Genomic DNA, 22,742 nt, shown 5'->3' on the forward strand with positions numbered 1-22,742 from the left:
GTGTATACCGATTATTATTCGCTTGTATAAGGCTAGTTATCTTTTGCAGTTGATTCTTCAGTCGTTGCTGTAGATTCTGTTGCAATCGCATCTGGCACAATAATACCAGCTGCTTCTAACGCACTTTTTGCTTCATTTACTTCTACCTTATTAGGGTCTGTAATGGTACCGTACTTATACAAGTTTTCAATTTGTTCATGATCAATGGTTTCTTCTTCTAATAACACATTGGCCATATTATGTAAAAACTCAATATTATCCGATAACAATTGCATTACATCATTGTATGCTTCAGATACTATTTTATGCATTTCTGCATCAATTTTCTCAGCTACTGCTTCACCATAGTTACGTTCATGACCAAGGCTACGCCCTAAGAATACTTGTTCTTGATGTTCCCCAAATACAAGTGGTCCTAATTCATCACTCATGCCAAGACGAGTAATCATATGACGAACAATGTTTGTCACTTGCTGTAAGTCACCAGAAGCACCACTACTGATTTCCTTCAACACTAATGCTTCTGCACAACGACCGCCTAAAGCTACACGGATGCGTGCTAACATTTGTGATTTTGTCATATAGTTTTGCTCTTCTACTGGTAACATCATAGTGTAACCACCAGCACGGCCACGAGGAATAATCGTTACCTTATGAACTGGGTCTGCTTCTGGCAATAAATGAGCCACAATCGCATGCCCTGATTCATGGTAAGCTGTTAAACGACGTTCTTTATCACTTACAACATGACTACGACGTTCTGGACCATAGCTTACTTTTTCACTAGCTTCTTCTAAATCAGCCATGGATACCTTTTTGCGGTTTTGACGAGCGGCTAACAAAGCTGCTTCATTAAGTAAATTACTTAAATCAGCACCAGTAAACCCAGGTGTTTTCTTCGCAATAGTTTGCAAGTTAACATCTTCATCTAATGGTTTATTGCGAGCATGCACTTTCAAAATAGCTTCACGACCACGGAGGTCTGGTTTATCTACTGTTACTTGACGGTCAAAACGACCTGGACGAAGTAATGCTGGATCCAAAATATCTGGGCGGTTAGTTGCCGCAATGGTAATGATCCCTTCATTAGCACCAAAGCCATCCATTTCTACAAGCAACTGATTCAAGGTCTGTTCACGTTCATCATGACCGCCACCAAGACCAGCACCACGTTGACGACCTACTGCATCAATTTCGTCAATAAAGATAATACAAGGCGCATTTTTCTTAGCTTGGCTAAAGAGGTCACGCACACGAGAAGCACCAACACCAACGAACATTTCTACAAAGTCGGAGCCACTGATGCTAAAAAATGGAACGCCCGCTTCACCAGCTACAGCACGAGCTAATAAAGTTTTACCAGTCCCTGGAGGGCCAAACAATAGTACCCCTTTAGGAATTTTAGCGCCAATCGCATTAAATTTACCTGGATTACGTAAAAACTCTACTACTTCTTCAAGTTCTTGCTTAGCTTCATCAGCACCAGCTACATCCTTGAATGTTACATTTACTTTGCCTTCACCCTGCATTTTCGCACGGCTTTTGCCAAAATTCATTACGCGCCCACCACTACCTTGAGTTTGTTGCATAATGAAGAACCAAACACCAATTAACAAGAAAATTGGTAATACAGAGCTAAGAAGCCCCATCCACCAAGATGGTTGTTCTGGTGGTTTTGCTGTAATTTCAACTTCATTTTGAGTCAGTTGATTCATTAAGGTAGGATCTGTTGGTGCATATGTACTAAACTCAGTACCATTCTTTAATGTACCTACAATGGAGTGATTATCAGTAATGGTAATCTTTTCTACCTTTTTCTGAGCTACTTGCTGTAAGAAGCTCGTATAGCTAATCTCTGACTTTGCCGTATTTGTACTGGAAAACGAATTAATCACTGTAGCAGCCGCTACAATAATTAAAATGTAAAGCAGTGCATTTTTCATAAAACGACCCAATCTATTACCCCTTTCACAAAGTTCTCAACATGGAATCTGCCATTTCTATATCGAAAAATATACTCTGACAAACATATTAACATATTTTCATCGTACATACAATGCATTTCATTGTATACATTCGATTACTTCGATTGATACACTTCTTCTTTCAATATACCAATATACGGTAAATTGCGGTATTGTTCGGCATAATCTAGGCCATACCCCACTACGAAATAGTCAGGTACAACAAAGCCTTGATAATCTACATGAACTTCAACAGTACGACGATCTGGCTTATTAAGTAAAGCTACTAAACGCACACTTTTAGCATTACGCGCTTTTAAATTTTCCAATAAATAATGTAGTGTATTACCCGTATCAACAATATCTTCAACCACGATGACATGCTTGCCATCCACTGGTTTATCAAGGTCTTTTAAAATACGTACAACCCCACTACTTTCAGTGCTATTACCATAACTAGAGCAGGAAATAAAATCAAGTGTCACATTTCCCTCAATAGCACGTGCTAAATCGGCAAAAAACATAACCGCCCCTTTAAGGACGCACACAAGTACAACGTCTTCACCTTTATAGTCAGCAGAAATTTGTTTACCTAATTCAGCAACGCGTTCCTGTAATGCTTCTTGTAAAATCAATACTTCCTTAATGGAATCTAACATTTAATCTTCCTCCTCGATAGAACAAGCCCAATACGTAGTTGCCTGTTCGTCCCATACAATTGTGAGCGCCTTAGGCTTAACTAAAGCAAACACTACCGCATCACCACATAAAAACCATAACGAATCTCGCTCGGCTTGTGGAATCTTTTGATCAATGAGCCAATCTTTTAGCTTATTATGACCCCAAATGTATCCATCTTTACGACGTAACGCTATGCGATCACCGGTTTGACGATGGCGCAAGTTAGGACCTTCCTTGGCTAAGTGTTGTGGCACAAGTATGGTCTCACCAGCCTGCAACGGCGGTGCCTCTTCATGCGGTCCTAACCAAGTAACCAATCGCTGTCCTTTCAAGCGATATCTTATGTTTGCCTTCGGTGTAACGTTTAAACGTCCAACTTGTATTATATCATATTGTGCCGTAACCTTCATCTGAGAACGAATAAAATATTTCCTTTTTTTTCCCTTAACCACAGCTCGAAGTTCTTGTAATTGTGCTTGTGAAAAGGTGCCTGTATCCTGGAAGAAAGCCATAATTCGCTGCCACAAACGATAGAATAAAGCCTCAGGCAACGCCGCTACAGCTGCTCGTTGTAAGATAATTTCGGGCTTTGTTTCATCAATAGAGCAACAGACCCGCTCCCATACTTCGTCGGTTGCACCCTGCAAATACGTTTCATCAGCTACCATATTCTCCCCTAAACGAGCTAATGTAGCCACTATATTAGGATTGTAAGTCTTCAATAGAGGCAACAACTCTAAGCGTAAACGATTACGCAAATATAAGGGTTCATCATTTGTCATGTCATGAGCATATGTAAGCCCCAACTCTTTTAAATATGTTAAGATTACTTCCTTAGTTACTCCTAAAAAAGGACGCCATAAATCCTGTTCCACACAATGCATCCCCTGAAGTCCTTTAGTACCAGCCCCACGCAGTAAATGAGCCAATATAGTTTCCCCTTGGTCATCTTGATGATGCGCTGTGGCAATATACGCATAAGCTTCTTTCTTCATTATGTCTCTAAAAAACGCATACCGCAAATCACGACTCACCGTTTCTATCGATTGTTTACGTTCTTTAGCCACCTTCGCTGCCTCAATGGTGAATTCATAAAATGGTACCCCATATTGACTAGCATATGCCTTCACCAACAGTAATTCATCTCTGCTCTCAGAACGCAAAGAATGATCTACACAAGCTACGCCTAATTGTAAATTTGCTTCTGTGTTCGCCCCTTTGCAAGTAACTAACCAATGAAGTAAAGCTACTGAATCAGGACCACCTGAACAAGCTACCAAAACACGACTTCCCTTTGGTACCGTTCCATGAGTTCGTTCATACGCCAAAACTTGAGATTCAAAACGCTGAATACTATTCATTGTTCCTTCCTCTTACTCTTATTTAACTAATCTAGCGGCCATTCCCTCCATGCCATCTCGTTCACTAACAATTACATAAGGGATTTCATACCAATCCATAAAGGATGTTAGAATTTCGCCACCGGCTACAATAATATCAGCCCTATTACTAGGAAGCCCTGGCACTGCCAAACGCTCTTCTGGCGTCATATAACGCAATTCTAATAGCATCGCTTCGATAACCTCACGGCTTAACTGATGGCCTTGAATCACACCTGGATTATAAACCTCCAGCTTCAAATGCATAGCCGCTAAGGTAGTCGCGGTGCCGCCAACAGCTATAAACTCACCAAAAGGCCCTTCTATAGGTAATGGCTCAAACCAAGGTCTCGTCTCTTGCCACACTTCTTGTGGACCTTCATCCGAACGCTCTTTCAAACGCACCGCCCCAATAGGATATGACCGTTGCCAATAAGTCCGCTCATGAGTCCCTAAAGCTATTTCCGTACTGCCACCGCCAATATCAATAAGCCCATAGTGACGACTATCTGCAGGAAAAGTTGTTACAGCCCCTTCAAAACCAAGAGTCGCTTCTTCTTCACCACTAATAATGTGTGACTCCATAGGGCAAACCTCCATAGCCTTCGCCATAAAGTCAGCCCCATTGCTCGCTTCTCGTATAGCACTAGTAGCCACTCCTACCACCTGAGTTGCTCCATAAGCTTTAATGGCCTCTTGAATCTCTACAAGAGCGTCAAGACTACGTTCTATCGCTTCAGCTGTTAAATTTCCATCAGTGCTTCGCTTACCTAACCGAGTACTCCACAAACGTTTAGGCTCCCACTGCCATTGGCTAGCTTCATAGGTTCCTAACAAAAGTCGAAATGAATTGGATCCTAAGTCAACAATGCCAATTTTCTTTATATTTTCACTCATATCGTCACCTCAATATATGGATATAAAAAAGATGATGCGGAGCTCCGCATCATCTCATACATTAATCTCTGCGACCGCCTCGACCGCCTCGTTTGGATTCTGTATTACGTTTTAAATCAGTTAATCGTTCTTCGCTATCTTTTAAGAAACGACTCATTTTATCTTCAAAGGACATGCCACCACTTTTACGGTCAAAGGAATTACGACGATTCCCTTCATGAGCTGCACGATTATGTCCATCATGTTGATAAGGACGAAACTCTTTTGGCTCACGCCCTTCACCTTTAGGAGCGCGTGCTGCCACTTCTGGCTTAGGCTGTGTTTGCTTAATAGATAAGCTAATTTTACCTTTTTCATCTACACTAAGAACTTTAACTTTTACCTTGTCTTGTTCTTTAATAAAATCTGAAATATTTTCCACATATTCATTTGCTACTTCTGAAATGTGCACTAACCCAGTTTGTTTGTCACCTAAATCTACAAACGCGCCAAATTTCGTGATACCCGTAACTGTGCCTTCAAGAACACTACCAACTTCAATGGCCATGCTAACCCGATGTCCTCCTAAATTCAAAAAACTGTTGTTGCACCTAATCTATGCACACTATGTTCATTATATAGGTCTATGAAAAACCTTGTCAACTGCTATTTCACGAATGTCCTAGCTTACTTTACAGTTTATTTTACATACGGTACCTCGCCTGGTTTTACGAGGCCCAATTCTTCGCGCGCCACCTCTTCAATTGACTTAGGATCTTGCAATCGTTGACGCTCTTGTTCAAGGGCTTCATTACGTTCTTTTAAATCCTTAATTTGAAGTTCTAATTGCTGTTGTTGTTGCTTAATCATATAAATCTCATAGCCTGTACGAAAAATGATAAACACACCAACTACAACAAAAATAATCTGTAACCAAAACACTACAGTGTTTCGTCTAGGTTGTGGCCGTTTGCGCTTTATATTTTTTTCTCTCGCCTCATCTGCCATAACTGTACCTCTTTGTCTATCAACCTTGTGAATGAACCTATTATAACATCATTACCAAAGGGGTTCAATTACATTTTAATGGCTTTTTAACAAGATATTATGCTTGTAATTCTGCGATACGCGACGCTATTGATTGCCCATGAAAGGCAAAATCAGGATACACTTCCTGCAATGGTACCAATACGAAAGTTCGCTCCCACATATAGGGATGAGGAATTTGTAATTCTTCGGTAGTAACAGACAATGGCACGCCATCCTCAGCTTCAGCCCAAACAATATCCAAATCTAAAGTCCTAGGCCCCCAATGAATAATACGCTTACGGCCTGCCGCCTGTTCTAATTGCTGCATAGTATGTAACATATCCACTGGTTCTAAGGACGTCACCACTTTCGCCACTCCATTTAAAAATGGCCCTTGTTCTGTATTGCCCCAAGGTGGCGTTTCAAGCCAAGTAGACGGTTCTACTACCATGATACCATCAGTAGCTCGTAACCCTGCAATAGCCTGATCTAAATAAGCTTGGCGATCCCCTAAATTCGAACCTAAACTAATATAATACACATAGTTCATATTATAACCTCATCTGACATGCAGTGATTTAATCCTATTATTAAATACGACCAATTATTAAATACGATCAAACGGTGACACCCAAACCTTTACATCTGCCCACGAGTGATTGTAATTTCTGCATAGTCCAACATACCTGGAATAGGCACTGCTGGTTTTCGTACAGCGACAGCCAAACCAACTATACCGCGATAATTATTCCACAATTCATCAGCAATTAAAGTGCCTACCTTTTCTAATAGCTTATGTGGTTCGCCTGTAACAATCCGTTCTACCGTATTATAAATTTCTACATAATTAATAGAGTCTTCTAACAAATCAGACTGTCCCGCTTTTGTTAAATCTGTCACAACAGTTACATCCACAAAAAAACGTTGCCCTTGGCTTGTTTCAGAATCTAAATGGCCATGATAACCAAAAAAGCCCATGTTCTTTAAGACAATCTTATCCATTAAAACTCTCCTCTCAACAAGGTATCCGCCACTGTTAAGGCTTTCTTATGCATGTCCACATTGTGAACGCGAACCATATCAATACCTTGAATTAAGCCGGTAATACAAGCTGCCACAGTACCTTCATCCCGTTGATCAGCGGGGCACTCATTGAGCATAGTACCAATAAAACGTTTACGGCTAGGGGCTAACAATACAGGATATTCATAGGCCGTTAGCTCGCCTAAACGTTGCATAACCTCAATATTTTGCTCGCCTGTTTTACCAAAGCCAATACCCGGATCAAGCCAAATATTCTGTGGCATAACCCCTTCTTTTAACGCAATATCTACAGAAGCAAAAAAGAAAGCCTTCATATCTTCAATAATATCACCATATTCTGTATTATCTTGGTTATGCATAATAATAACCGGTACTTTATATTTAGCCGCTACAGCAGCAATATCAGGGTCATACCGAAGCCCCCAAATATCGTTTAAAATATGAGCCCCCTGAGAAAGTGCATAATCAGCTGTTTCAGCGCGGTATGTATCAATTGATACGGGCACCTTAGACGCCTCTAAAACAGGCCCTAACAAAGCTTCCATACGGCTAATTTCTTCTGCCACGGAAATATGAGTATGCCCTGGTCGTGTAGATTCTACACCAAGATCAATCACATCAGCCCCTTGAGCAACCATTTCCTTAGTATGCGCTACCGCCGCCTTAGGATTATTATATTTCCCCCCATCAGAAAAAGAATCGGGGGTGCCATTTAAAATACCCATGATGAGAGTGCTATTATTCAACTCTAAGGTTTTACCGTCACTCCATTTATAACTGCGTCGTTTGAACATCCGTCGTACCTCCTAATATAGCCATAGCTTCTTCTCGAAGTTGACCTGTCTTACTTAGTACGCCGCGACATTCCATCGTCACCACTGCCGTACCTTGCTGTAATTCACCTTTTATAAGCATACATAAGTGCGTCGCCTTAATGCGAACTACAACACCTTCCGCTTGTAAATCCGTTTCAATAGCTGTTGCTAGCTCTCGTGTCATCCGTTCTTGCAACTGAGGCCGTTTTGCAAAAACATTTACCAGATCACTCAATTTGCTAAGGCCTGCAACACGCCCTTCTTTTGGTTGATACACAATATCTACATGACCAAAAAAAGGCATTAAATGATGTTCACATACAGAATAAAAAGGTATATCAGTAACCGCTACCAAACCTTTATACTCCGTAGGAAATATTTCACCCCATATATCTGCACTATTAACATGCATACCGGAGAACAAATCTTCATATAAAGTAGCTACACGCTGAGGTGTTTTTTCCATCCCAGCCGCCTGTAAATCAATGCCCAAAGCTCTTAAAAATTGAGCAATACCCTCACTGGCCTGTTCTTTCATAACAAGACCTCCTATACGATTTTAGTGGTCCAATCCTCTACATTCCACTCATGAGTAATCCAAGAGCGGTAAAATTCTGGTTCATGGCTTACCAATAAAACCGTTCCTTTAAAACGACGTAGGGCGTCAGCTAATTCTTCCTTAGCTGCCACATCTAAATGATTCGTCGGCTCATCTAAAACCAACACATTATAAGACTCTTGCATCAACTTGCAAAGCCTTACTTTGGCGTTTTCACCACCAGACAACACACGCATTTGACTTGTAATATGCTCATTAGTTAACCCGCATCTTGCTAAAGCCGCTCGCACCTCCGCATTAGTCATAGCCGGATACGCATTCCAAATATAATCTAATGCAGTCATATCATTATGAGCACTGTCTTCCTGCTCAAAATAACCTACCTGCAAAAAGTCGCCTCGCTCAACGGTACCTGCATATGGTTTAATAAAACCTAACAGTGTTTTTAATAAGGTTGTCTTACCTAAACCATTAACACCTCGAACGGCTACCTTTTGACCTCGTTCTAAGGACACTTTAACAGGTTTTGTTAAGGCTTCATTATAACCCAGTACTAAATCTTCACTCGTCACAATGAAACGACTTGGCGTACGCCCTTCCTTAAAGCCAAAGGAGACTTCCAAATGCACCTTAGGTTTTTCTAATAAGTCCATTTTTTCTAATCGTTTAGCTCGGGAATTCGCCATACCGCGCGTAGCAACGCGAGCCTTGTTGCGCTGAATAAAGTCTTCCATACGAGCAATTTCTTGCTGTTGTCGCTCATAGGCTTTTAACGCCTGCGCCCGCTGTACTTCATAGGCCGCTAAGAATTGTTCATAATTGCCTGTGTAACGCGTTAGCTGAGCTTGTTCAATATGATAAATTACATTAACTACAGAATTTAAAAATTCCATATCATGAGAGATGAGAATAAAAGCATTTTCATAAGCCTGCAAATAAGTTTGCAACCAAGCAATATGCTCCACATCTAAATAGTTAGTTGGTTCGTCTAATAATAAAATGGTAGGCTTTTGAAGTAATAATTTAGTAAGCAATACCTTGGTGCGCTGACCGCCACTCAACTCATTAACTAAACGGTCTAAACCAATATCCACTAGACCTAATCCTTGCGCAGTCCGTTCAATGGTAGCATCAATTTCATAAAACCCTCGTTGCTCTAATTCTTCTTGCCACTCACCAGTTTTCTCTAGCAATTCATTCATACGATCTTCGTCACAATCTGTCATTTCATTATAAGCGGCTTGTAACTGACCTTCTAATTCAAATAAATCACTAAACGCATCGCGCAATACATCACGAATAGTCTGTCCTTCAGCCAACACACTGTGCTGATCCAAATAACCTACAGTCCCTTTATTAGACCAAGTAACCGTTCCTTCATCAGGTAAAATTTTACCCGTAATGATATTTAAGAACGTAGACTTACCTTCACCATTAGCACCAATCAATCCAACATGTTCACCCTTTAACAAGCGGAAAGAAGCATCATCTAAAATTTGACGTGCTCCAAATCCATGGGTCACATGGGATACTGTTAATACACTCATCAGTCATCTCCCAACACGTATATCTAATGTAAAAGCCGCCTGAAACAGACGGCTTTATTAACCATATTATATTTTACCTTTATTTTATAGGGATGTCAAAAACGCCACCTATAGCCATTACTTTCATGCATACTATCACTTTTAGTAATCAAGATTGTCCTTGTTGTTGCCACCAATGACGTAATGCCATAATAGCCATAATATGGGCGCCTTTTTGAATGGCCGCCAACCCTGCTGGCGAGCCTGTAGCTTCAGCAAATTCTGGTGTATGTAACCCCATATGCTCACCAATCGCTAATGTCAATTGTACCGTTGGTATCTCATGCGACACATTACCCATGTCAGTGCTACCCTCTGCTACATCATCAGGCAGAATAGTCGGTGCCACGCCCCACTCAGTCATGACTTGCGCCGCCAACTGTTGCCACCCTTTATCTTCACGCAAATCTTTAAAAAGTGGCTCATAGTGTTGGTATGAAACTTGTGCCCCTTGTGCTTTAGCAATCATATCAGCGGCACGCTTTATCGTAAGCAACACTACATTTTCTAAAAAATCCACTGTATGAGCTCGTACAGTCATATGTAGGGTAGCTGTATGAGGAATCATATTAGGCGCTTCACCAGCTTCAGTAAATATCTGACCTATGACGACCTCTGATCCCCATTGCGCTTTTAAGCGATTGACTTCACTATATAAAGCTACAGCACAATCGAGTGCATTCACACCTTTATCGGTCAAATTCGCCACATGAGCGGTTCGCCCATGAAACGTAACTTCCAATGGATGACTCGCTAATGATGAACCGCCCAATTCATTTACATCCGCTGGATGTGTTAACAAAGCACCTGCATAGCCTTTAAACACACCAGCTTCAGCCATAAATACTTTGCCACCTACAGTTTCTTCAGCGGGACAACCAAAAAATGTAGTGTGCGCTTCTGGTACAGCTGCGGCAAAGCCAATAGCAGCTCCTGCACTCATAGCGGCAATTAAATTATGACCACAACCATGTCCTAAGCCTGGTAATGCATCATATTCACCAAGAAAAGCCATCTTATATACGTCACTTTCTCTAGGATTTTCTTTAGTGCTTTCTTTAGTGCTTTCTTTAGTGCTTTTGCTAGTACAGTCGCTATCACTTCCACTAACACTTTCTAGACCGCCTTTATCAGCACGTAAAGACGTTGCTAATTCAGGAATCCGCCCCTCACTTACATCCACAGTAACTGCAAACCCATATTGCTCTAACAACTGACTGATAGCAGCTACAGCTTTATGTTCTTGCAAACCAAGTTCAGGATTTTCATGCAAATAGGTAGCTAATTCAATTAGTGACCCGTCTGCCTCTTGAATCGCCTGACGAAGGCGTTGTTCACGAACTGCAAGCGACTGACTCACCGCTAATACGTCTTCCTTATTATGCATGAATACACATTCCTTTCTAGTTTCTTACTAACTTCTTTCTAGCTTTTTCTAGTTTTCTTTAGATTTCCTAGCTTTTTTCTAACTTCTTACTAAATTTTTGCTAACTCTGTCCTAGGCCTACCTTCTGCCTGCAACGTACTAACATAACCTATGAATCACCATGAGGCAATATCAATAACGTATTAGAAATAGCACGAAAACTTACATAGGCCCCTAATGGAAGCGCCCAATGAGGCGCCCCATGTCCAACGGGAACATAACACACAAAGGGTTCAGGACTCTCGTCCGATCGCTCAGCCATCATATGATCTAATACTTGAGCCCCTATTTCATAGACCTCATCCTCTGCATCCCCTTCACAATCTGTAAAAGTGCCTAAAGCAACACCTTTCACTTGTGACAATATACCTTGCCAACGAAGCTGCTGTAACATTCGGTCAATTTTATAAGGCGGTTCACCAATATCTTCTAGGAGCAAAACAGCATCACGCCAATCAGTTAAATCAGGCATATATGGAGTCCCTCCTAAACTACAAAGCATGGCTAAATTACCACCTAATAAACGTCCTTCCTCCATATTAGCACCAATAAATCCACGTGGTGGTGCCAATAAAGGTTCAATAACCGAAGTACGCCCTTCTAATAAATCAAATAGATGTTCTATATCGCTTTCACGATTTGCTTGTAACCAATCTACCCCCATAGGCCCATGATAGGTAATTAAACGGCTATATTTCCCAATGGCACAATGCAACGCGGTACAATCACTATAGCCAACGAAAGGTTTTCCATGGTGGCGAATGCCTTCATAGTCTAATAAATGTAGATACCGTACGGTTCCATAGCCACCACGCAAAGCAATCACCGCATCACAAGACGCTGTAGTCATTAATTCATTAAATTCTTGAGCCTGCTCTTCCGGGGACCCACCATATAGGCCTTCACGAAAACAACTAGACCCAAACAAGACATCATAACCACGTTCCTTGGCTATAACCTCAAGCTTAGTTAAATCCTCTTTAGCCGCTGATGCAGGAGCCGTAAACCCTAAGGTCATACCAGGCTCTATTCGTTTAGGCCATATCCAATCCATTCTAATCTCCTACTTCAAAACATGTGTTCATACACTTACATACACAATTTAACAGAATTATTTCCGATAGGCTTCTTTAAAATCTACGGTGCCCAAACTGGACCAGAAGAAACCATCAATTGTATCGCGTACTACATACGGTGTAGTCGTGAAATAAATCGGCAATATTACCGTATCTTCAAAAAGCATTGCTTCCGCTTCATGCATTAATTGACTGCGCACAGTTAAATCCGTCGTCATATGAACCCGTTCCATTAACGCATTATAAGCAGTGCTATGATACTGCGCATCATTAGCTTCATCAGAAAATACATCTAAGAAAGTCTGTGGATCCGCATAGTCACCAATCCACGAAGCACGAGCCACTTGATAGTGGCCTTCTTCACGATTAGCCATAAATACCTTAGTTTCTTGATTCTGCAAAGATACCGTAGCACCTAGCTCATTTTGCCAAATTGCCTGCACCGCTTCAGCAATAGCCTTATGCATTTCATTCGTATTATACAATATAGTCACTGGTGGTAGTGGTTTATTAGGCCCATAGCCAGCTTCTGCTAACATACGTTTAGCCTCCGCCACATTATAAGCAACTAAAGCACCGCCTTCTTGCCGAAAATCCTGCCCTGTTCCTTCATCCGTAAGCCCTGGTGGCACAAAACCATAAGCTGGTGTTTTGCCCCCATGAACAATGGTATCAACTATCACTTTCCGGTCAATTACCATGGAAAAGGCTTTTCGCACCAATGGATTATCAAATGGTGGCGCAGTAACATTAAATACATAGTAGTAGGTCCCTAATGATGGCGCCACTTTGAAAAGCCCTAACTGACTTAACCGCTCTTGGTCGGCTACTGGCGGTTCTACCATAATATCCGCAGCCCCACCTTCTACCAAAGTAAGACGCGTACTTTGAGATTCGCTAATAGGCCACTCCATAGCGTTTAAGCGTACTTTAGCAGCTTCCCAATAGCGTTCATTTTTTACAAATTGTAACTCTGCGCTATGTTGCCATTTTACTAATTTAAATGGACCATTGCCAATCAATGTGTCTGCATTAGTAGCCCATGTATCAGGTGCAGCCTCTACAATATCAGCTCGCACTGGATAATAAGCATGAAAAGCTGTCAGCCCTAAAAAGTAAGGCGCCGGTGCTGCCAAGGTAACGACTAACGTATGATTATCGATAGCTTTTACCCCTACTTCATCTGCGCTTGCTTTTTCTGTATTATAGGCTTCCCCATTTTTCAATACATAGAGCATATACGCATTGTTAGCAGCTACAGCAGGATTTAACGCTCTTTTCCAAGCATATTCAAAGTCATGAGCTGTCACAGACTTGCCATCCGACCATTGTGCGTTAGGGCGAATATGAAAAGTATACACCAAGCCATCAGCTGAAATCGACCAAGATTCCGCCATCCCTGGTTCTGGTATATCCTTTTCATTTAAACGAGTGAGCCCTTCAAAAATAGCCAACTCTACCGTAGATTCAGGCAACGTCGATGATTTGGCTGGATCCAAAGTAGACGGTTCTTGCTCTAATGCATAACGCAATGTATCTGCTGGTATGGTTTCACCACTGCGACTACATCCAGCCAATACAGTTACGCTCAATATTAATATAAGAATTATACTTACTATTCCCAGTCGTCTCATACACAACTCCTTACGCCACCTTAAGGCAGTTTATTATCTAAAAAGTCCTTCATACTTCGCCCCATCTGAGCGCCAAGCAAGATACCTTCCGTATTAGGAACCTGTGAAATAAAAGCAATTAAACCAAAAGTGCCTTTCACTAATGGCAAAAGACCTCCATCATGTTCTACTTCTTCAAGCACCCCTGTTTTGTGATAGAACACCACATCTTCCCCCCAATAAAAGGGCAATTTATCACGAAATTGTTGACGTCCTAATAATTGCCACATTTCATAGCCTAAAGGCCCCGTTTCACGTTGACGATAAATATATTCATACAAAACCATTAAATCCAATACCGTCATTACATTCTCTTGACCCGCTTCACGAGCTACCGTATCCATCATAAAACGATTAAGGCGTGTATCTTTTAAACCTAAAGTTAAGGCAAATTCATTGATAGTATCCATGCCTAAATGGTGAATTAATAAATTAGTAGCCCAATTATCACTCAAAACCATCATGAGCCGACAAATTTCTAAATAGGTAAAACGATGGTGCCCCTCTAACTCTTGCAAAGCGCCACCACCTAATACACGAGCTACATCGCGAAGACCAACTGTATCCTGTATATTAATCGCCCCTGCTATCGCCTTACTGAAAAGAGTTGCCATAATCAACACTTTTATCATACTAGCACTGGCATGAACAGCTTCCATCTTACGGCTAGCAATCTCTACCATGGGCAATTCGTCATCTAAACGAACTACTAAATACGACACCTGTCCAGTAGGTGCTAAGCGATTAATTAAATCATTTAATTCTATTTCTAAGCCTTTCCCAGCTAGTAATTTTTCCATCTACTGCGCCCTACTTTCTTGGCTACTACCATACCATGCCTACACTTACACTTACACTTACACTTACACTTACACTTACACTTACACTTACTATCAATTGTACTCTATGCCTAGTACAAATATCTAATGTTACGTTTCACTCAATTAGCTATCGCCGCCAACAAGCTACCTTTTGTGAGCCACGAACCACTAATGGTGGTTTAGCTTCCTCACATTGTCCTATTTTTTCAGGGCAACGGGAAGCAAATGGACAGCCCTGAATCTCAGCTAAAGGACTTGGCACTTCACCACTAAGAACTGGGCCTATTGTCATATGTGGCGCCAACGGAGCATTCAATGTAATCAACGCTTGCGTATAAGGATGTAGCGGCGTTTCATATACAGTCGCAGTAGAGCCTTCTTCCACCACATTACCTAAATACATAACGGCAATGCGCTGGCTCACATAACGCACCATATTCAAATCATGGGAAATAAATACATAACTAATGCCTTGCTCCGCTTGTAATCGTTCTAACAAAGATACAATTTGTACTTGAATAGATACATCTAAAGCGGAAATTGGCTCATCGCAAATGATACATTGTGGCGAACTAATCAGTGCCCGTCCAATGCCAATACGCTGCCGTTGACCGCCACTAAATTCATGAGGATACCGTTCGCCCTGAGCCTTACTAAGGCCCACCTGCTCTAACACCGCCTCTACCTTAGCTCGTTTATCCCCATCACTTAAAGTAGTTCCTACAGCGGTGCGCACATTCAAGGGCTCCATTAAACTTTGCCGCACAGTCATACGGGGATTCAAAGACGCATACGGATCTTGAAACACCATTTGAATATGATTCAGCACATGTGCCTGGTCATTAGAACTGGCAATTTCACGACCTGCTACGGTCAAACGGCCTGCTGTCTTAGGATATAGCCCCATAAGCGTTCGCCCAAATGTGGATTTACCACACCCAGACTCACCAACAAGCCCTAAAGTTTCACCTGGGGCTTGTTGCAAAGACACCCCTTCTAAAGCTCGCACTACTTGTCGCTGTTGTTTCAAAAGGCCACGCCGTAAAATAAAGTGTTTGGTTAAATTCTCTGTTTCCCAAATATTCATACGTTCACCGCCTTTTTCTCCTCTTGAAGCCAACAACGTACACCATCCGTAAGACTTGGAATTTCACGAGCACAAATACGCATGGCCTGCTTACACCGAGGGTGAAACGCACAGCCAGCAGGTACACTAAACATATCAGGTGGTTGCCCCCCAATAGCTTGTAAAGTGGTAGTCGCACTAGTTGGTAAAGAACCTAATAAACCTTGTAAATAAGGATGTTGTGGATTACTTAACAGTCCTTCTATAGTCCCAGTTTCCACAATTTGACCTGCATACATAACAGCCATGCGATCACATAATTGAGCAATGACACGCAAGTTATGAGAAATAACCAGCAAACCCATATGCTCTGTTTTCACTAATTCTTTTACAAGTAATAAAATTTGCGCCTCTGTCGTTACATCAAGTGCTGTAGTTGGCTCATCGGCCAATAATAAAGCAGGACGACCAGCTAGTGCCATAGCAATCACTACACGCTGGCGCATACCACCACTCAATTCATGAGGATATTGTGTCAAACGACGAGCTGCATCAGCAATGCCTACCTTTTGTAATAAATGTAACGCTTCTTGTGTTTCATCGCCTACTGTTTGCTTATGCCGCTCTGCCCCTAAACGAATCGCTTCTTTCAACTGAGTACCAATTGACAAAATAGGGTTCAATGCTGTCATCGGATCCTGAAATACCATTGCCACCGTAGTACCACGTAATTGACGCCATTGCGATTCTTTATAATTTTTACAATCTTGACCATCTACCGCCAAAGTATCTACAGTTAAATTAACTCTATCTTTAGGCAACAAACCCATCAAAGCCTGTAAAGTTACTGATTTTCCACAACCAGACTCTCCCACCAAGCCCACTACTTCACCGGGCTGAACGCTGAGGGAAACGCCTCTAACAGCGGGTACAGGACCAGCAAAGGTCTGAAACGTAACTTGTAAATTTTCTAAAGATACTAATGGATCCTTTTTCTTTTCCCTTACATTTCCAGTTTCAGTTACATGCATACTTTGACTCATCGTTTCACCTCCCCTTTTGGATCTAAGGCATTACGCAAGCCATCTCCAAAGAAGGTAAAACCTAACATAGTAACACCAATAGCAACGGCAGGAGCAATGAGTTGAAACGGATATGAACGCATAGAGTTAATACCTTCTGCGGCCAATACACCCCAACTAGCCATCGGTGCGTTTACCCCAAGCCCGATAAAGCTTAAAAAAGCTTCCGTAAAAATAGCTTCAGGAATAGCTAAAGTCATGGTAATAATAATAGGCCCCACGCAATTTGGCAACATATGGCGGAATAAAATGCGCCATGCAGGCACGCCCATAGAGCGAGCCGCTAATACATACTCTTCATTCTTTAAGGTCACAATTTGGCTACGTACAATACGAGCCATCGTGAGCCAGTAAGCAATCCCTAATGCAATAAAGATCGAGGTTAACCCTGGCGATAATACTACCATCAGTAAAATTACATATAGCAATAGAGGAATGCCATATAAAATATCCACAAAGCCCATCATCAGACGGTCTACTTTACCACCAAAGAAACCAGCTACGCTACCATAAATTACACCAATGACAAGATTAATAGCGGCCGCCACAAAGCCAACAGATAGTGAAATGCGCGCGCCATATACAACCCGTACATATAAATCACGGCCTAGTGTATCTGTGCCAAACCAGTGCTCACTAGATGGACCCTGATTTGCATGAGCTAAATTTTGATCTGCATATGTATACGGGGATAACCAAGGCCCTACAATAGCTAAGCAAAGCATACATACAATAATAGCTAGCCCCACTAAAGCTAACTTATTTTCTTTTAAACGTTGCCACCCATTTGGCCGTGGACGATACGTCGTTTCAGCCACCACCGCTTCCGGTGCTAATGGTAAAAAATCATCAACAGCTCTCATGGCGTATCCTCCTCTTCCATTGTTACCCGTGGATCCACTAAAGGATACACTAAATCGACTAATAAGTTAAAAGCAACTACAAGAGCACTATAAAATATGGTGACCCCTAAGATAACGGTATAATCTCGATTGTAAATTGATGTTACAAAATACTTTCCAAGACCAGGAATTGCAAAAATTGTTTCTACAATAAAACTCCCTGTTAATAAAGCCGCTGCTAAAGGTCCTAAATAAGTAAGCACTGGTAAAATAGCATTGCCTAACGCATGTTTTATAATGATAGTCCCATTAGACAACCCTTTGGCGCGGGCTGTTTTAATATATTCTTGTTGTAATACATCTAACATTGTTGCTCTAGTTAAACGGGCTATAAACGCCATAGGCTGTGCTCCTAAGGTCATAATAGGCAACACCGTATAAGCTGGTCCCTTCCAAAGCGCTACAGGGAAAATCGGCCATACAAACCCTAGCCAATAAACTAATAAGGCACCAATGATAAACGTTGGTACTGATAGCCCCAAAGTAGAGCCAAAGGTGATTACATAATCTAGCCAAGTATTTGGTTTCAGCGCACTGCCAATACCCGCTGTAACACCACCAATTACAGCAAATAACAATGCCCCCAAACCAAGTTGAGCCGATACAGGGAAGGATTCCCCTATAATATCATTAACTGAGCGGCCTAAATATTTATACGATGGTCCTAAATCAAGCTGTACTACATGTTTCATGTAATCGATGTACTGTTGCCACACTGGGTCATTAAGATGATAGGTCGCTTCAATCGAGGCCTTAATCTGTGGTGGCAATTTTTTCTCTTCGGTAAAAGGGCCTCCAGGTATAGCATGCATAAGCATAAAAGTAATAGTAATTATGGCCCACATAACTACTACAGCGCCGACTAACCGTTTTAGTAAATAGGTCCCCACTGCAATCACTCTCCTTAGTTGATAATATTTATATATCTATTATACACGAGTCTGCCTCATTTCCTATGATTGAATATCAAATCTAGCTCATGTGTTCTGTATACATTATTACACAAAGCTCCATCTGTCCTATGATAAATAAAAATTCTGTATATTTACATATGACACATAATTTCCTACAATGTATTTCATAAAAGAGAAGTATCAACTAACAAGCGCCATATCCGGCAAAACTATCAAAAGAAAAGAGGGTTATTATATGCAAAATCCAGTTCCAGTTGTACTATCAATCCAAGATATGAGTTCTATTGGCCGTTGTTCTTTAACAGTTGCTATGCCAATTTTAAGTGCCTTCGGTTCTCAAGCAGTGCCATTTCCAACAGCACTTTTATGTAATCATCTGGAATATCCCAATTATGAAATGGTCGATTTCTCTGAACACCTTCGTCCTTTCATGGATTGCTGGGAAAAAAATAATATTACTTTCGATGCTATCCAAAGTGGCTTTTTAGCTTCACCAGAACAAATTCATATTGTTATTGAAGCGATTAAGCGCTTTGGCAAAGATAAACTCATCATCGTTGATCCTGCCATGGCCGATGATGGCAAACTATATTCTGTATATAATGACACCATGGTACAAGAAATGAGTAAACTCATTGCCCATGCTCATATCATTAAGCCAAACTATACGGAGGCAAGTTTCCTCTTAGGACAACCTTATGAGCCAGAAAGTGTAGATGAAGCAAAAATTCGTCAACTATGTAAAGAACTTCATAAATTAGGACCACGTCATGTTATTATGTCAGGTGTCCCTCATACCTCAGAAGCTATCGTTGCTGTATATGATGGAGAAACAGATGATTTACAGCTTGTGAGTACTACCTTAGTCCCAGTCAAAGCACATGGAACAGGCGATATCTTTACAGCCACCTTAACGGGTGCTTTAATGCAAGGGTATGATACATTAGAAAGTGCTAATATTGCCGCTAATTTCACTACTGATGCAGTAAAATATACACATGAAACTATTGGTTCTATGCATGATGGTTTATTATTTGAACGCCTCCTAGGACGTTTAAGCAATTTAATTAAATAAAAAGACTAAAGGAGGTCTAACCATTGAAATTTTCTATTCGTGATGTTATTTATATCGGTATGCTATCTGCCCTTTGTGCCTTAGCTACCACTCTATTAATTCCGTTACCTACGGGTGCTATGGTTCATCTTGGCTCAGCCGCCCTCTTCACTATTTCCGCCTTATTTGGCGGTCTCTATGGTGGTCTTGCGGGCGCTATCGGCTCTGGCCTTTTCGACCTTGTTATGGGCCATTCTGCGTATACCCTATTTTCAATTGTTATTAAAGGGATTTCAGGGCTATTAGTAGGCTATCTAGTAGTTGGCTTTAGACCCAATCCTCGTAAAGCGCGTGAGTCTAATTGGCTCCGCCTCCTAGCTGCTATGTTAATTGGCAGTGTTTGGACTGCACTGGGCTATTTTGTAGCTTGGCACTATGTACTTAATAGTTTTGCCGCTGCAGTTAGTCGCTTACCTGCCACATTCTTAACTAGTGGTGTAGGTATCTTAGTGGCCTTCTTCTTAGTAAGAGCCCTACGGAATGTCATTCATAAGTAGATATAAAAAGGCTGTCATCAAATGTGTATTCTATGCTACATTTGATGATAGCCTCTTTTATTCTGACTTTTATTATAACTTTTAATTTATCTTTTATTCTATCTTTTTTCTATCTTTTATTGTAGCCGTTCTTATGCTTATTAACGTGTAACTTCACCTACTACTTATTTTTTCTAGTCACCAACTACTATCTCATGATATAATAATAAAATTGAAGAACTAGAAAAGGAAGATTTCATGGATGTTTTATTTAATATAGGTCAAGCATTTCTAATGGGCCTAATTGCCTTCGCCATTACACGCTGGGGCTATGTCAACAATATACAAATATTATATCTCCACGGTAGACTTAATCGACTACAATTCTTATTAGGTCTTATAGCCTTAACATTTGCAGTAAGTCTATTTAATAATTTAATCAATACTATGATGGCCAATGTAGTTATATTAATTTCCTATTGGGGGGTTCGCATATTAAGCTTTTTGGGTCATGCTGTAATTTTGTCCCTCTATTATGTACTCTATGCTCGGCGCTTACAAGATTTCTCACTTCATGGTATTATCGGGATTTGTTGGTGTATCTTTATCGCCTTTACCTATCCCTATTTACCTATAAAATCAACTAGTGCCGCGTTTATGGTCATTATTTGGCTTGTTAATTTTGTATTACTCGTTATCCCTGGTAGTGGTAAACCAAATCGCTATGGAATGCCTGCGATTTGGCCACAAAAACGTGTACGAATGCAAAAAGAGCGATAGTCTTATGTAGTAATCATTATTGCTAAACAATATAGATTACGAGTGAGACTATCGCTCTTTCTTTTTACCTTCGTTCGTAAGTTTTTAATGTAAACACTAATTCATTAATAGACGCACTTAAAGAATCCATTTTATGTTCCAGCCGAATCAGTAGATAAGCGGCTACAACCATTGGAAATCCATAATTCGCCGTAGCTGTTAAGATGGCTTCCATAAAAACACCTCCTCACTGTTATACATTCCAGTGAGGAGGTGTTGTAAAGATTACCTAATAAGCAACATCCATTCTAATAAAGTACAGACGATATAGGCAATAATAAATTTAATTTTTTGTTTACGATCACGATCTTCATCAGCAATTTTTAAGCGTTGTGCCAAAAAGCGTTTATCTCGAATTTGAAGTAATAAGTCACGAATACTAGCTTGACTTTTTTCATCGACCTCTTTGCCATTCTTTTTCAAAGCTTGTTGTTGAATTAGAATGCGGCGCTGTAGTTTACGCATCTGTATCTTAATATTATTATGGACAAACACACTTTGCCATTTTTTTCGCGAATCAAAGTACATATAAATATACCTTGGAATGTTCATCACAATAAAACTAATACACAGAATACCTAAGGAAATTAAGAAGTATGTTGAAAAAGAAAATTCAATCGTTTCTGTTGGTAAATAGTGATGTAAGATGACAAAACTTATCCAAACCCCGATAGGCAATAGTAAAGCTGCTGCCATATCAATGGAACGAACCCAACTCGTTTTGACGGGTACCTCTGGCACATTGTAAGTTTCTACTTCATCACGAAAGGCATAATATTCTAACCGTAAAACAGACTGCTCTGTGCGCGCATTAATTAAAATGGCTGGTCCTTTTGCTTCAGGGCAACGATTAGGCCAAGAAATTAAGCGACGAATCGGACTATCTGGGGCTAAATCAAAACGAATAATCCCCTTCTTTTCAAAACGAACTGTAGAACTATCTTCGCCAATTTCAAACGGATTAAAGAATGTACCTAAAAGGCTTAAACTCCAATTGCCCATTAAATGAACAATCGTATTTAAAATAAAGCCGCCCATATCGACATCGGACATATTAAGTTTCACAGAAAAGCTTGATGCATAATCATCAAACCACAAATCTTCAATGGTAAATTCTATGGTAATTACGTTACCTAAGGTAGTAATAATCCCTAGATACACTTTATTATTTGCTTCAAATTCAAATGTAACAGAATAAAACAACCAATGATTGCGCAATTGTGCTTTGAGGATACGATTGATCGCATCTTCTTCTACATTAATAATGCGATGATCATATAAATCGACCTCACTCGGTGTCGACGGCGTTGACTCAACTGGCACGGGCGTAGCAGTTTCAACTGGCTGCTTGCGTGATCTAGCTGTCATCGATTCTGCTATCTCCAATAATCGCGTGACTAGATTATTCATAACGCCTCCTATGGATTTAGCACATTGTTA

The 22,742-nt window shown here is 40.8% G+C and carries 24 protein-coding genes; 3 read left to right on the forward strand and 21 right to left on the reverse strand.

The genetic code is table 11. The annotated features are described in order from the left end of the window. Positions 1-32: 32 nt before the first annotated feature. The 19 genes from ftsH to NFR44_RS08270 all read right to left on the reverse strand — a co-directional run bounded on the left by ftsH (position 33) and on the right by NFR44_RS08270 (position 18,869). Positions 33-1,955 (reverse strand): ATP-dependent zinc metalloprotease FtsH, encoded by a 1,923-nt coding sequence (ftsH, locus tag NFR44_RS08180; protein ID WP_251443537.1) that lies wholly within the window; start codon positions 1,953-1,955, stop codon positions 33-35. A gap of 125 nt (positions 1,956-2,080) precedes the next feature. After that, positions 2,081-2,623, reverse strand: coding sequence for a hypoxanthine phosphoribosyltransferase (gene hpt / locus NFR44_RS08185; protein WP_251443539.1), 543 nt, complete (start codon positions 2,621-2,623; stop codon positions 2,081-2,083). Beyond that, positions 2,624-4,006: a tRNA lysidine(34) synthetase TilS gene (gene tilS / locus NFR44_RS08190; protein WP_251443542.1), complete on the reverse strand. Its 1,383-nt coding sequence runs from the start codon at positions 4,004-4,006 to the stop codon at positions 2,624-2,626. An 18-nt stretch (positions 4,007-4,024) separates the two neighbouring features. Further along, positions 4,025-4,921 (reverse strand): Ppx/GppA phosphatase family protein, encoded by an 897-nt coding sequence (locus NFR44_RS08195; RefSeq protein ID WP_251443545.1) that lies wholly within the window; start codon positions 4,919-4,921, stop codon positions 4,025-4,027. A 61-nt stretch (positions 4,922-4,982) separates the two neighbouring features. Continuing rightward, positions 4,983-5,468 (reverse strand): S1 domain-containing RNA-binding protein, encoded by a 486-nt coding sequence (locus NFR44_RS08200; RefSeq protein WP_251443548.1) that lies wholly within the window; start codon positions 5,466-5,468, stop codon positions 4,983-4,985. Positions 5,469-5,599: 131 nt separating this feature from the next. Continuing rightward, the gene (gene ftsL, locus NFR44_RS08205; RefSeq protein WP_251443551.1) at positions 5,600-5,908 is read right to left on the reverse strand and encodes a cell division protein FtsL; all 309 of its coding nucleotides are present in this window, start codon (positions 5,906-5,908) and stop codon (positions 5,600-5,602) included. Between the two features lie 97 nt (positions 5,909-6,005). Further along, positions 6,006-6,479 (reverse strand): 2-amino-4-hydroxy-6-hydroxymethyldihydropteridine diphosphokinase, encoded by a 474-nt coding sequence (gene folK / locus NFR44_RS08210; RefSeq protein WP_251443554.1) that lies wholly within the window; start codon positions 6,477-6,479, stop codon positions 6,006-6,008. 89 nt (positions 6,480-6,568) lie between these two features. After that, the gene (gene folB / locus NFR44_RS08215) at positions 6,569-6,931 is read right to left on the reverse strand and encodes a dihydroneopterin aldolase (protein ID WP_251443557.1); all 363 of its coding nucleotides are present in this window, start codon (positions 6,929-6,931) and stop codon (positions 6,569-6,571) included. Next, positions 6,931-7,767 (reverse strand): dihydropteroate synthase, encoded by an 837-nt coding sequence (gene folP, locus NFR44_RS08220; protein WP_251443560.1) that lies wholly within the window; start codon positions 7,765-7,767, stop codon positions 6,931-6,933. The genes folB and folP overlap by 1 nt, the downstream gene beginning before the upstream one ends. Continuing rightward, a complete protein-coding gene (gene folE, locus NFR44_RS08225) occupies positions 7,745-8,326 on the reverse strand; it encodes a GTP cyclohydrolase I (protein ID WP_251443563.1) in 582 nt (193 codons plus the stop codon). The genes folP and folE overlap by 23 nt, the downstream gene beginning before the upstream one ends. An 11-nt stretch (positions 8,327-8,337) precedes the next feature. Next, positions 8,338-9,894 (reverse strand): ABC-F family ATP-binding cassette domain-containing protein, encoded by a 1,557-nt coding sequence (locus tag NFR44_RS08230; RefSeq protein ID WP_251443566.1) that lies wholly within the window; start codon positions 9,892-9,894, stop codon positions 8,338-8,340. Between the two features lie 148 nt (positions 9,895-10,042). Further along, entirely contained in the window at positions 10,043-11,320 is a 1,278-nt protein-coding gene (locus tag NFR44_RS08235) for an amidohydrolase (RefSeq protein ID WP_251443569.1), read from the reverse strand. A 148-nt stretch (positions 11,321-11,468) separates the two neighbouring features. Continuing rightward, a complete protein-coding gene (locus NFR44_RS08240) occupies positions 11,469-12,413 on the reverse strand; it encodes a S66 peptidase family protein (RefSeq protein ID WP_251443573.1) in 945 nt (314 codons plus the stop codon). A gap of 57 nt (positions 12,414-12,470) precedes the next feature. After that, on the reverse strand, positions 12,471-14,069 hold the full coding sequence (locus NFR44_RS08245) for a peptide ABC transporter substrate-binding protein (protein ID WP_251443576.1): 1,599 nt from the start codon (positions 14,067-14,069) through the stop codon (positions 12,471-12,473). Positions 14,070-14,089: 20 nt separating this feature from the next. Further along, positions 14,090-14,908: a serine hydrolase gene (locus NFR44_RS08250; protein WP_251443579.1), complete on the reverse strand. Its 819-nt coding sequence runs from the start codon at positions 14,906-14,908 to the stop codon at positions 14,090-14,092. A gap of 148 nt (positions 14,909-15,056) precedes the next feature. Next, a complete protein-coding gene (locus NFR44_RS08255; RefSeq protein WP_251443583.1) occupies positions 15,057-16,016 on the reverse strand; it encodes an ABC transporter ATP-binding protein in 960 nt (319 codons plus the stop codon). Beyond that, positions 16,013-17,038, reverse strand: a complete 1,026-nt coding sequence (locus NFR44_RS08260; protein ID WP_251443586.1) for an ABC transporter ATP-binding protein — start codon at positions 17,036-17,038, stop codon at positions 16,013-16,015. The genes NFR44_RS08255 and NFR44_RS08260 overlap by 4 nt, the downstream gene beginning before the upstream one ends. Next, positions 17,035-17,940, reverse strand: a complete 906-nt coding sequence (locus NFR44_RS08265; protein WP_251443589.1) for an ABC transporter permease — start codon at positions 17,938-17,940, stop codon at positions 17,035-17,037. The genes NFR44_RS08260 and NFR44_RS08265 overlap by 4 nt, the downstream gene beginning before the upstream one ends. Beyond that, the gene (locus NFR44_RS08270) at positions 17,937-18,869 is read right to left on the reverse strand and encodes an ABC transporter permease (protein ID WP_251443993.1); all 933 of its coding nucleotides are present in this window, start codon (positions 18,867-18,869) and stop codon (positions 17,937-17,939) included. The genes NFR44_RS08265 and NFR44_RS08270 overlap by 4 nt, the downstream gene beginning before the upstream one ends. A gap of 259 nt (positions 18,870-19,128) precedes the next feature. On the opposite strand from NFR44_RS08270, the gene NFR44_RS08275 reads away from it, so the two are divergent. From NFR44_RS08275 to NFR44_RS08285, 3 genes are all read left to right on the forward strand, one after another. Continuing rightward, the gene (locus tag NFR44_RS08275; RefSeq protein WP_251443592.1) at positions 19,129-19,968 is read left to right on the forward strand and encodes a pyridoxamine kinase; all 840 of its coding nucleotides are present in this window, start codon (positions 19,129-19,131) and stop codon (positions 19,966-19,968) included. Positions 19,969-19,991: 23 nt separating this feature from the next. Continuing rightward, complete coding sequence (locus NFR44_RS08280; RefSeq protein WP_251443595.1) at positions 19,992-20,504, forward strand: ECF transporter S component; 513 nt, start codon at positions 19,992-19,994, stop codon at positions 20,502-20,504. Between the two features lie 237 nt (positions 20,505-20,741). Beyond that, complete coding sequence (locus NFR44_RS08285) at positions 20,742-21,263, forward strand: DUF805 domain-containing protein (protein WP_251443598.1); 522 nt, start codon at positions 20,742-20,744, stop codon at positions 21,261-21,263. A 64-nt stretch (positions 21,264-21,327) separates the two neighbouring features. On the opposite strand, the gene NFR44_RS08290 is transcribed toward NFR44_RS08285, so the two are convergent. Beyond that, positions 21,328-21,477, reverse strand: a complete 150-nt coding sequence (locus tag NFR44_RS08290; RefSeq protein WP_251443601.1) for a YvrJ family protein — start codon at positions 21,475-21,477, stop codon at positions 21,328-21,330. A gap of 50 nt (positions 21,478-21,527) precedes the next feature. Further along, the gene (locus NFR44_RS08295; RefSeq protein WP_251443604.1) at positions 21,528-22,712 is read right to left on the reverse strand and encodes a hypothetical protein; all 1,185 of its coding nucleotides are present in this window, start codon (positions 22,710-22,712) and stop codon (positions 21,528-21,530) included. Between the last annotated feature and the right edge of the window lie 30 nt (positions 22,713-22,742).

This window comes from Veillonella intestinalis (genome assembly GCF_943193155.1).
GTDB classification, from domain to species: Bacteria; Bacillota; Negativicutes; order Veillonellales; family Veillonellaceae; genus Veillonella_A; species Veillonella_A intestinalis.